Here is a 12,068-nt window from a genome sequence, read left to right on the forward strand (position 1 = left end):
CAAAGTTGTTTTTACAATTTTGTTTCTTCATCATAACTAAAGGCTAATTCTTCATTATTTTCATCATCTTCAGTTGTTGAAATTGAAGCTAAATTTTTATTATTAATAAGTTCATTATAGAGAGTTAAGTCTTCAAAAATTGGATTGTCTTTTTTCTCTCTAACACTTACTCCATGCGATGTAAGTAAAGCTTGCGATTCATTAAATACACTTACTAAATCTGGATTAACTAATGAAGTATGAGTCTGAGTTTCTCCTAAATCAATTGAACTTTCTATATTAACTGTTTGAATAACATGAGTTCAGGTTTGAAATTCTTTAAGAGTACAGTAAACATAATGATCTAAATTATCGTCAATTGAGAATGAGTTTCTTTTAACAAATGACTCAACATAACTTGAGTTTGTTTGAGAGTTAAGTGATTGAATTTTACCTTCAATAAGCATTTGAACAAGTGGCGAAACTGTTTTGTTAAATACTTTTGAAACCTTTCCCCACTCAAGAACTTGAGTATCATCAAAGAAGTAAACGTAATCACAGCTATTTTTGATAAATTGAAGATCATCTGTGATGATAATAATATTCATATTATTTGCATTAGCAAATTTGAAAAGAACTCTATAGAATTCATTTCTAGCTTCAGGAGCAATTGTTTTTATGTCATCAGAGATGAATAAAAACTTGATTTCATCCAATGCAAATTTTGTAATTTTAAGTTTGATCTTATCCAATGTATCTAGAGTCTTGTATTTATCTAAATACTTGTGGTGTGTGATTGCTGAGTTTTCAAATGTTTCAACAAATTTAAACATTGCACTTAAATCTTTAACAAACTCAAACTTAGGTGTTGCAGTCGTTTTAGAAAAATCAATTAAATCTGATAGCATCTTAGAAACTCAAGTGCTTTTCATTAAAAATTTAATATTAGCAAAACTATTTAATACTTTTGTTAAGTTTTCCGAATTATCATTTTTAAATACAATAGAAAGTTCAGATACTGTTTTGTCTAACATTTTTTCAATCTTTTTATAACTTGCATTAAATTCTTGGAGCTTCCTGTCTTTATTTTTAATAAGATTCTTAAACAATCTTTCTTGAGTATTTGTTTCTCACTCTAATTCAGCATTTGCGAGTTGAATCGTTTGACTAAAATCATGAACCATAACTTCATTTTTATAACTTGATATATAGTTAAAACGTTTAGACTGAATAGTTTTAATTATTGCTTTATTGCTACTAATTTGATTTTTAATAAACTCAAAATTACTTTTTGATTTACTAATAAATCTATTGATATTGATATCAAATTCCCTAGAAATAAAACTCTTAATCCTACTTACGGTTGTATTTTTATATTTATTTCTGATATCACCAAAGTTTTTATTGATGAAAATATTGACTTCAGACTCAATTTGTGATTTAAGGTGTTCTAAATCTTCTTTCTTCAAGAATCTAAGATTTCAATAATTCTGTTCTCAAAGTTTTAGCTCTTGTTTTTTAATTAAAATATCTTTTATACAATCAAAATATTCAGGACTTTTAAAGACTGCAATTCTTGATTGAATTTCAAAAACATTAATTTGTTTTTTAATTTGTTTAATAGTTGCAAAAATGTATTTCCGAGAATAAGCTTTGAGTTGTTCTTTATATTCTTTGTAAAATGCAATCTCAAACTTTAAGTCTCTAATTTTGAGATCGTTTTCTACTTTTGCAATACTTGTGCTATTAATCTTTTCAATAAATTCAAGTTTGTATTCACTTTCTTGAATTTTAGTTTTTTTATCACTTAATGCATTATTTTCAACGTTGTTTAAGACATCTATAAATTCTTTTGAAACTACTTTGAATAAGTCAATAAAGATTTTAAATAAGTTTTTATTAAACTCATTTGCAATGAAAAATATGTTTCCTAATTGAACTTCTTTGTTTTGTTTATCTTTTTTTACAAACGCTTCTTTAGCAGCGTTGAAAAAGTGTGATAAGTCACCGTTGAAGTTATCTGAAAGTTCGCTAAAGTGGCTAATGAAATCACTTATGTGTCCATATGTTAGGTTTTTTAGTGGGTGAGCAAATTGCTCATAAACTTTTTGTTCTTTTAAAAGTTTGTCTTTGTTCTTAACAACTGATAAACAACTAAGTCAAATATCAACTAAAGGAATGTTGTTATCATCCTCATCACTAATATCAAGAAGATCAAAATAATCACTAATATAATTTAAATCTTTCTTTCTATTTGTGAAATCATTAGTATTATCGTATCTATCTGCTTCATCAATTAATTTATTGTAGTTATATAGGGTTAAAAATGAATTCTTGTCCTTAAGTGCAAAGTTTCTAACTTTTTGATAAGTTAAATTTTTGTTATCTTTAGAAATATAGAAGGCTGTTTTTGAATTAGAATAGATTTTAATTTCAGGAATAGAAATAGAAGAGTAAGGCCATTTATCTTGCTCCTCACTCTTTTTTATAAAGATATTTGAAATTGTTAATTGAAGATCTTTATTTTTCATTAGTATCCTAATTTTGAATTTTTCTTAATCAACTTAATAATGATTGAATATGAATAGTAAATAACAAAAACGTTAAATCAAATCTTTACAGGACTGGAAATAATATGTTGGGTTATTCATAAGAAAATATCTTTTGTTTCTCCATTTCCTAAACTCATATTATCCCCAAGAGATAAAATTGGTATATTGATAAGTTCCAAGAAAGCAGAGAACACTATAATCGGGACAAATATTAAGAAGCGCTCAACCTTCATTTTGAATCTTGCGACAATTATGAAAATAAGTAATAATGACATCCCTGTAATCATTAAAGCAAGTAATCCTCAACGATTTGGAATTAAACCTTTTTCAATATATTTATCTGGAACTCAAAAACCTACATAGTAAGTTATTATAATAATTACCAATGATATTAAAAAGACTGCTGCAGTGGTATAAACATTCTTTAAGATGTCTTTTGAATTATCATCTCTAATGAATGCTCTTTTTGAATTAAGTTTAATTAACTTATCGCCAACTTTAATAGCTTTTTCCATAGTAGCTTCATTTTTAGAAAGCTTTCTATATTTCTGAGCTAATAAAGTAATTTTAATTGAAATTCTTTCGAGTCTATATTCCTTACTGAAAGCATATTGTAAAAACGACACAAAGTAAAGTCCAAAGATACCTGAAATAAGACCGTTAATAGCTGTCGCTAGAGTGTACATCGGATTATAACCAACAGGTGGAACAAAAAGTAACGATAACAAATCTGACACAACACCAACAAAAACTCCAATGACAGGTCCAAAAACAAAACCTGTGATTTTTACAGGTAATCCTATAAATGAGAATTTGAATGATGGAATATTAACAATAGGCATTAACTGAGCTGCAACAACGGTAAAGCTAACTGATATAGCAATCAAGATGGCTATAAAAACCATATTCTTAATAGTTCATTTACGTAATAGTCCTCACTCTGATAATGACGACATAAGCTTAGCTGTTACCTTTGTTTTCATATTATTAATTTTATAATAATTCCTATTTATTAAATTATTAATTTAATAAATAAAAAAGACCTATCTAGTAGGTCTAAATGTCTAATATCATTTATTGAAAATTTGAAGTAGTTTGAGTATTTTTGGTTTATTTTGCAATATCTTTAAAGTTCTCTTTTCTTTATAGACTTGTGTTTTATAAATTACAGGTTTTTTGTGTGTGAATGTATCAAAACCAGCTTTACCTCTATACTTACCGATTCCACTTTTACCTCTACCTCCAAATGCTAAACGCCTATTTTGTAGTTGTAAAAGTATATCATTTATAACTATTGAACCAGCTTTAATTTCATTAGTTACTTTATCAATTTCATAACCATTTCTCGTGAACAAGTAAGCTGTTAATGGTTCAGATTTTGAATTTACAAATTTAACTGCATCGTCTAACTCATTAAAAGTAATAATAGGCAACAATGGTCCAAAAATTTCTTCAGACATAACTTTCTGAGTTGTATTATCTGATAATTCTAAGATATTTAAATCGAATTGTAATGTTTCTTCATTTCTTTTAGCTTGTGGCGCTAATTTAACTAATCTATCATAATGTTCCTTATTTACAATTCTTACAATATCCTTATTCATAGCATTTTTTTCTTTAAAAATAGAATGGTATGAATTGTTAATTTCCTGAATTAACTCTTCTTTTTTCTCTTTATGCACTAATACATAATCAGGCGCAATGCATGTTTGACCTGCATTAAGTAATTTTCCTAAAACCAATTTGTTAGCTGCTTCTTCCATATCTGCTGTGTATCCAACAATAAAAGGCGATTTTCCACCCAATTCCAATACACATGGAATTAATAATTCAGCAGCTTTCTTGTAATAAATTTGTCCAACTTTTTCAGAACCTGTAAAGAAAATAAAATCAATCTTATTTTCAGAGTAAATTTGCTCAACTATTTCCTTGTCTCTTTCATAGATTTTGACTTGTGCACTATTGAAAACACTTGTTAAAATCTTTTTAACAACTTGATTCGTGTTAGGACATAATTCAGATAATTTCAATATTACATTATTACCTGCTCCTATTGCATTAATAACAGGAATGAGAGATAAATTGAATGGATAATTTCAAGGACATACAATTAGAACATTTCCGTATGGTTCGCTTTTTATGTATGTCTTGCTGTAAAAAGTCTGAATTGAGTTTATTACTCTTTTATTTTTTCATCATCTTTTTAGCTTTTTAATATATAAATTAAGTTCATTTAAAACTTGACCTACTTCAGTGGCTTCAGCTTCTAAGGGATTTTTATTTAAATCTTTTTTGAGAGCTTCATAAATTAGTTCTCTGTTGTTTAATATTTCTTCTTTAAGCTTTTTTAAATTTGATTTTATTTCCTTAATTTCGTGTTTATACATAACTATTATTTTACTTTATTTTATGATCATAATAAATAGCTTTTACACAGCGTACAAGATGTAAAAAACTAAAAAGCCACTTCAGTAAAGTGGTTGAACTAAATTAGAAAAGTAAATATTTTTTCATTTTGTTTATTTAGAAAATAATCTTACTAATTAAATATCATAATTTGTGATAATTACTTGCTGAACTGCACCTCTACGATCTGATTTTGAATTGATACCTCTTTTCGCATCAATCACATGAATATTAAAACCATCATAGTGACCGTGTTACAACAAATTGTGTGTTTTAATTCACATATTTGCAGGAAATAAAAAAATCACACATTTTGTTGCGTGATGACTTATTCGACTATTTTATATTAAAACAATATTTTAATGGTGCGCGAAGAGGGACTCGAACCCTCATACCGTAAGGCACTAGAGCCTAAATCTAGCGTGTCTGCCAATTTCACCATTCGCGCGTATTTTTAGTGCTGAAAGGCATAAAAAAAGCACCATGCTTGGTGCCGTCTATAGGACTCGAACCTACGACCTACTGATTACAAGTCAGTTGCTCTACCAACTGAGCTAAGACGGCAATGGTGGAAGATAAGGGACTCGAACCCATGACATTCGCCTTGTAAGGGCGACGCTCTCCCAGCTGAGCTAATCTTCCAAAAATGGCAGTCTGTACGGGGATCGAACCCGTGTATGCATGGATGAAAACCATGTGTGTTAACCGCTTCACCAACAGACCATAAATGGCGCCGATTATTGGGATTGAACCAACGACCAACTGGTTAACAGCCAGCTGCTCTACCGCTGAGCTAAATCGGCATTTTGATTTGCTAATATATTATACATAAAAATTATTTTTTCAAAATTATTTTTATATTTTTTATTTCGGTATTTATTTGGTTCGTGACTATTATAGCACATTTTAATAAAGCTAATAAAAATTATTAAAAATCCAAGATAAGCATCTTGGAAATTGAATTATTTATATGTCTCTTTAAGTTCATTAAAGATTTGAATTAATTTATTTTTATTGTTTATATCCCACTGTGTGTGCCCGGCTTGCTCTATGAAATATAAGTTACAATTATCTAATTCTTTAGATAATAAGTAAGCACCAATAGGTCTTGTATCAATATCGTTTCTTCCGTGAACTATATCTGTTGGAATGTGTTTTATTTTGTGCGCATTCTCTAATATATAGTTATCTGATGGTAAAAATGATTTATTGACAAAATAATGTGATTCCATTAATGAAATTTGATAATCACCTTCATCAGTTGATTCAAATAATTTAGGATTTATAGAAACAATTGATTCTTCTCATTTTGCAAAAGCCCTACCTGCTTTATATTTTTTTTCTAAATCATCACTAGTTAATAACGAATAGTATTTTTCTAAAATGCTATTTCCATTTACATCTTGTACATAGGAAGCAAATTCATTATGTTTTTCTGGATAGAAAAATGAAGCACCTTTTTCATAAAGAAAATCAACATCTTCTTGTCTAGCTAAGAAAATTCCACGTAAAACCAAATGTAATATATCTTTCGGATATTTAATTGCATAAGCTAGAGATAAAGTTGTTCCTCAACTGCCACCAAATAGTATCATTTTATCTATCTTTAAGTGTTCTTTGAGTTTTCTTATATCTTCAACTAATTCATTAGTATTATTTTTTTCAAGTTCAAACCTAGGTTTTGATTTCCCACAACCTCTTTGATCGAACATAATAACTTTATAGAAATTTAGATCAAAGAATTCAAGTGATTTAAGTGAACTTTGACCACCTGGTCCACCATGTATTATAAAAACAGGTAATCCATCTGGATTACCGCTAACACTGAAATAAATTTGATGGATGGAATCTACTTGTAAATATCCATCATAATTTATTTGCGAATTATTGTTATTATTGTTCATTTGGTCTTGAAAATACATAGTGACCATTTTCAGTAACTAGAACATCATCTTCGATTCTAGCTCCACCTAAACCTTCAATGTAAATTCCAGGTTCAACTGTAATAATCATTCCAGGTTCTAAAACAGTTTGTGAATGAGGTGAAACTGATGGTCATTCATGAACATCAATTCCTAATCCGTGTCCTGTTGAATGTAAGAAGTAATCTGCATATCCTTTTGAAGCAATGTAATCTCTACATACTTTATCAACTTCACAAGCTTTAATACCAGGTCTTACAGCTTTTCTACCTGCTGCAGCAGCTTCTTTAACAATATTTAAGATTTCAAGTGCTTTAGGATTTTTAACTTTATCTTCTCCTCCTAAAACTCATGTTCTTGTAATGTCTGCTGTATATCCCTTATATTTAGCACCGAAGTCAACTTTAAGTAATTCACCTTCCTCTAGAAGTTTATCAGTTGTATGGTGGTGTGGTTCAGCTGACGATGAAGCTGTCGCTACTATTTCATCAAATCCTTCTTTATCTCCACCGTGTTTCTTAAGTAAATAATTTAAATAAGCTCCAGCTTCTTTTTCAGAAATACCTGGTTTAACTCATTGTTTAAATTCTTCAAGTGCTGATAGAGAAATATCAATTACTTTTTGCATTAATTTAAGTTCTTCAGTTGATTTAACAATTCTTAAATCTTGAGCATCAACTCATGAAATTTCTTCAGGTTGCACCATTGATACAATTCTGTCTTGAACTTCTTTTGTTAAGTAGTTTTTTTCCAACACAATTTTCTTGAAGTTTCTTTTATCAAATCACTCTTTCATTGAGTTTCCTTTGATTAAAACAATATCAACATTTTTAGCGTGTTTTGTTGCGTATTCAATGTATCTTCCATCAACAAATAATGTTGCTTTATCTTTTTCAATTGCAATATATCCATCTGATGTTTGAACGTGTGCATATCATAATCTTGTTTGAGGCGCTTCTGAAATTAAAACTTCAGCTCCTGTTTGTTCAAACATTTGGTCTAGTCTTCTTCTATCCATAGTTTCCTCCTATTGATCGTTAATTATTTAATAATTATAAAACTTTTATGCATTTTAAATAAAAATCTAGCAGATGCTAGATTGGAAAATATTATAGAGAAAAATGTGACTATTTCTTTTCTCTGTGTGTTTTGTGAGCGTTACATTTTGCGCAAAATTTAAGTAACTCAATTTTTTCAGGGTGTGTTTTTTTATTTTTCTTTGAAATGTAGTTTTCCATTTTACATTCAACACACACTAATGTGAAACCTTCTCTAGCCATTTTTTCTCCTTTACATTGAATGAAAATTAATATTTATAAATATTTTTATATATTATAAACTATAACTGAAAAATACAAAAAGTATTTAAGTCCAATAATTAAGAGTTATTTATTAACTTTAAATTATTACTTTTCTAATAATCAAGCAATTTCTTCTTTATAAATTGGTCCAGTTTCTGGAACTGGTGTTTCAAGGATAATTGGGATATTATCAAAATCAGGATCATGAACAAATTGTTTTAATGTTTCATATCCAATTGTTCCCTTACCAATATTTGCATGCCTATCTTTATGCGAAGCAATTTCGTGTTTCGAATCATTTAAATGGATAACCTTAACTCTTTTAAGTAAATCTCATTTGAGCAATTCTTTTTTAAATTCTTCATATTCTTGAAGATCATAACCTGCATCTCACATATGACAAGTATCTAAACAAACTTGAACTCTATCTGAGTTAACTCATTTAAGAACATAAGCAATTTGTTCAAAATCAACACCAATTTCAGTACCTTTTCCAGACATTGTTTCAATACAAATAACAACATTATTTGTATTTTTAATTATTTCATTTAAAGTGTCAATTAATGTATCTAGTGCTTCCTCAGTTGGGTGTCCAACTGCTGCACCAGGGTGTAGAACTAAATATTTGAATCCTGCTTTTTCCATTCTTTGAATTTCTTGAATTAAGAAATCTTTAGCAAAAGTTGATTTTTCTGGATTAGCCGGATTAACAATATATGGTGCGTGAACAATAATATCTTCTTTAGAGATAATTGAAGAAAACTCTTCTTCATATTTTTCTAAATTGTATTTAGATACATCAACCCTGTTTGTATTTTGGGGTGCTCCTAAATAAATCATAAAAGTGTTAGCGCCATAACTAATAGCTTCCTGACCTGATGCATATAAATAATTTGGAGCTTTAAATCCTATGTGTGATCCTAATTTAATCATTTTGTTCCTTTCGAGTTTCTTGTGTATTTTGTGAGTTTTCTGCTGAAGTTGTTGCAGGTTCATCAGATTCTGATTGATTTGTTTGATTATCAGCATCATCTGATTTTTTTCTAAACCCAAATCTTGATTTTTTGTTACCTGTAGTTGAAATATGTTTTTGCATTTCTACTAAAAATGCCCCAGCAATAAGACCTGATGGAATAGCAATAATTGCAACAGACATTAATGATAAGAATGAAATAATTCCTCTTGTTATAGATGCATGAGGTGTAAAATCACCATAACCAATTGTTGTTAGTGTAATTGTTACATAGTATAAAGATGAACCAAATGTAGTTACGTAACCTGATTCTAGACCTACAAATCCATCCATATAACCAATAATATTGTCATTTGGTAAATCTGCATAACTTACTGATGATAAATAATCAAAGATAACCACAGCTTTATCATGAGATGTTGTTGCATCTTGTATTCTTTGAATGTATTCTTGATTATTAATTTCTTTGAAATACTCTAAATTAAATGTTTGATCTCATTTGTGATCAATGATGTATTGAATTTGAGATTGTTTTAAGTGATTTTTTTCATTGTTTCAAATTAATAAAGCAAATAAGAAAATTAAAATAAGAATTAATATAAAAATGTAAGTTAATATCTGTCTTTGTTTTTTAAACACATTAATAATAATTTGGAATGGTGCGAATAATGTTAAAACAAAGAAGAAACGAATAATTTTAAATACGTTAAATGATTTAAATAAATGGAAAATTTTTGCTTCTTCATTTTTGTTATATGCAATTTCTTCTGATGCAGGCATAAGAAAACTGATTGCATAGAGTGAAGCTAAAATACAGAATAAAATACAAATTCCATTGAATGAAAAAATATACTTCAGTACGATTTTTCAGACTTTAGTCTTTCCATCTGTATATAAATACTTGTAAGTAATAAAGTGTAGAAAGTAATCTACTATAAATATAAAGAATGTAATAACTTGGACAACAACTAAAAAACGATCAAAATGAGCTTTGTTCGGTCCCTCTTTCACTGTAATCAGTGAAAAGAATGAAACTAAACAAGCAAATGTTATTATAGCTGCATAAATGTATGAAAAAAGTTTAATTCTCTTTGAATATGAAGATAAATTATCATCATAATTTGAGTTAGATCAAATAATATGAGCTAGTCCTTTTCACGTATTTTTACTTAAATTTCTTATCTTAAACATAATTTAATATTTTATATAGTTTTTTACAAATTTAAACATATTAGTTAGACGGTTATTTAAACATACAAGTAACTTTTTTTAATTAAAAAGTGATCCACAATCTTGATAAGGTATATAAGCATGGTATATTAAATAAATCGAAAATAATATTTTCGAGAAAGCTTATCTTATGTTTAAAAAATGAATTAAAAAAATATTTTTTGCTATATTATGGTTTTCTACAATAGCAATAGCATATGTTGGTTGTGTATCAACAAGTGCTACTACAAACAATGATTTAGAAACAATCACAGTTCAGGATTTAGATAGCTTCAGAGAGTCTACGAACTCATGCACAAGTGATTTATATATGAAACACTTTAGAAAGATAGGTATTTCTCATTTAGTAAATAATGAAAGGATTCTTGAGAAAACAACTCAATCACGAGTTAAAATAGGTGTTATAGAATTGGGATTTGTCAATCCACGATTATTCTTCAAAAATAACAGTAATTCAGGCAATTTAAAATTGTACCTACCTAGCGACCATGGCAAACCGAAATATTTCAATTTCGATTATAAACCTCGTTATGTTGAAGAACCTGAATTAGAAAAAAATCACTTTAATATTTTTTCAGGCAATACAGGTAGTGATTTCAGTAGAGGGTAATGACTTTCATGAAGCAAATTTAGATGATGAACATACCAAGGAAGATGAAGATGATATTTAGCTGAGTATTAAATTATTAATAAAAAATAGTGAACAAGCAAATTAAACTGTTCACTATTTTTATAATTTTATTTTTTGATATTGATCTATCTTTTTGATTTATCATATGGGATACCAGCAGCAGCTGGACCTGATGATGATTTTGATATAAATATCATAACAAATAGAGTAATCACATATGGTACTGCTTTAACTAATTCTGAATATTTTTCTGCTTTAATATAACTTACACCAAATGATGATACTGAAATCATAATTGAAAATAAAAGTGATATAACTACAGCGATTGATATTCTTCATCTTGACACAATCATAATAGCCAATGCTAAGAATCCTAAACCTTCGACATCTTTTGTAATTGAGAAAGGTCCTTGAAAACTTTGAGCATAAAATGTTCCAGCTAAACCTGCAACCATTCCAGCTAAAATAACTGCTTGTCATTTAATTTTATTAACATTGATACCAGCAACATCAGCTGCTTGTGGGTTTTCACCAATTGCTCTAAATCTTAAACCTCATTTAGTTTTTCTTAAGGCAAATCAAGAAGCAAATGCGATGATTAGAGTTGCGAATGTTTTGAATGATACTATATTTTGATACTCACCTAAAGATGAACTTAAAGCTAACTCAGATCTACCATAATAAGTTGCAGTTTGTCCTTCTTTTTGTATATCAAGAATAAATAACATTAAAATACATGCAATACCTGTTGCTAATAATCCCATAGCAAACCCTGAAATTGTTTGGTCTGATTTTAACTTAATTGTAGCTAAACCAAATAATAATGCAAATAATGCTGATGCACCTACGGATAATAATGTTAAAGGAATTTGTCAAAGCATTGATGTTTGCTCTTTGTGGAAAATAAAATCTGTTAATATAACACTAAACATAACATACATTATGGCCCCAAATACCATGAAACCATTAATTGCAATGTTGACGATCCCTGCTCTTTCTGAGAAAATTCCTGAAATAGAACCTAATAAAAGAATGCAAAAGAAGAATACTGCATATGAAACAATTAATTCCATA

At 28.4% G+C, this 12,068-nt stretch carries 10 protein-coding genes and 5 tRNA genes; 1 reads left to right on the forward strand and 14 read right to left on the reverse strand.

Annotated elements, in window-relative coordinates; translation table 4 throughout:
- Positions 1-11: 11 nt before the first annotated feature.
- The 13 genes from ACMZI9_RS01410 to ACMZI9_RS01470 all read right to left on the reverse strand — a co-directional run bounded on the left by ACMZI9_RS01410 (position 12) and on the right by ACMZI9_RS01470 (position 10,324).
- On the reverse strand, positions 12-2,510 hold the full coding sequence (locus tag ACMZI9_RS01410; RefSeq protein ID WP_416099094.1) for an MAG1360 family OppF-related protein: 2,499 nt from the start codon (positions 2,508-2,510) through the stop codon (positions 12-14).
- Positions 2,510-3,514 carry an ECF transporter S component gene (locus ACMZI9_RS01415; protein ID WP_416099095.1) on the reverse strand — a complete coding sequence of 335 codons (1,005 nt, stop codon included), beginning with the start codon at positions 3,512-3,514 and terminating at the stop codon, positions 2,510-2,512. Before ACMZI9_RS01415 ends, ACMZI9_RS01410 begins: the two co-directional genes overlap by 1 nt.
- An 81-nt stretch (positions 3,515-3,595) precedes the next feature.
- Positions 3,596-4,918 (reverse strand): aldehyde dehydrogenase family protein, encoded by a 1,323-nt coding sequence (locus ACMZI9_RS01420; protein ID WP_416099096.1) that lies wholly within the window; start codon positions 4,916-4,918, stop codon positions 3,596-3,598.
- A gap of 382 nt (positions 4,919-5,300) precedes the next feature.
- Positions 5,301-5,385 (reverse strand) — tRNA-Leu (locus ACMZI9_RS01425).
- 40 nt (positions 5,386-5,425) lie between these two features.
- Positions 5,426-5,501: transfer RNA gene (locus ACMZI9_RS01430), tRNA-Thr, on the reverse strand.
- 2 nt (positions 5,502-5,503) lie between these two features.
- Positions 5,504-5,579 (reverse strand) — tRNA-Val (locus ACMZI9_RS01435).
- Between the two features lie 5 nt (positions 5,580-5,584).
- Positions 5,585-5,660: transfer RNA gene (locus tag ACMZI9_RS01440), tRNA-Glu, on the reverse strand.
- A gap of 5 nt (positions 5,661-5,665) precedes the next feature.
- Positions 5,666-5,740, reverse strand: a tRNA-Asn gene (locus ACMZI9_RS01445).
- 159 nt (positions 5,741-5,899) lie between these two features.
- Positions 5,900-6,841, reverse strand: coding sequence for a prolyl aminopeptidase (gene pip, locus ACMZI9_RS01450; RefSeq protein WP_416099097.1), 942 nt, complete (start codon positions 6,839-6,841; stop codon positions 5,900-5,902).
- Positions 6,831-7,877 (reverse strand): M24 family metallopeptidase, encoded by a 1,047-nt coding sequence (locus tag ACMZI9_RS01455; protein WP_416099098.1) that lies wholly within the window; start codon positions 7,875-7,877, stop codon positions 6,831-6,833. The genes pip and ACMZI9_RS01455 overlap by 11 nt, the downstream gene beginning before the upstream one ends.
- A gap of 109 nt (positions 7,878-7,986) precedes the next feature.
- A complete protein-coding gene (gene rpmG, locus ACMZI9_RS01460) occupies positions 7,987-8,139 on the reverse strand; it encodes a 50S ribosomal protein L33 (protein ID WP_257088959.1) in 153 nt (50 codons plus the stop codon).
- 126 nt (positions 8,140-8,265) lie between these two features.
- On the reverse strand, positions 8,266-9,093 hold the full coding sequence (locus tag ACMZI9_RS01465; protein ID WP_416099099.1) for a deoxyribonuclease IV: 828 nt from the start codon (positions 9,091-9,093) through the stop codon (positions 8,266-8,268).
- A complete protein-coding gene (locus ACMZI9_RS01470; RefSeq protein WP_416099100.1) occupies positions 9,086-10,324 on the reverse strand; it encodes a potassium channel family protein in 1,239 nt (412 codons plus the stop codon). Before ACMZI9_RS01470 ends, ACMZI9_RS01465 begins: the two co-directional genes overlap by 8 nt.
- Before the next feature lie 349 nt (positions 10,325-10,673).
- On the opposite strand from ACMZI9_RS01470, the gene ACMZI9_RS01475 reads away from it, so the two are divergent.
- Positions 10,674-10,973: a hypothetical protein gene (locus ACMZI9_RS01475; protein WP_416099101.1), complete on the forward strand. Its 300-nt coding sequence runs from the start codon at positions 10,674-10,676 to the stop codon at positions 10,971-10,973.
- A gap of 146 nt (positions 10,974-11,119) precedes the next feature.
- Here ACMZI9_RS01475 and ACMZI9_RS01480 read toward each other — a convergent pair whose 3' ends face one another.
- Positions 11,120-12,067, reverse strand: a complete 948-nt coding sequence (locus ACMZI9_RS01480; RefSeq protein ID WP_416099102.1) for an ABC transporter permease — start codon at positions 12,065-12,067, stop codon at positions 11,120-11,122.
- Position 12,068 lies beyond the last annotated feature (1 nt).

The organism is Mycoplasma sp. 4079 (assembly GCF_047785185.1).
In the GTDB taxonomy this organism is placed as follows: Bacteria; Bacillota_I; Bacilli_A; order Mycoplasmatales; family Metamycoplasmataceae; genus Mycoplasmopsis.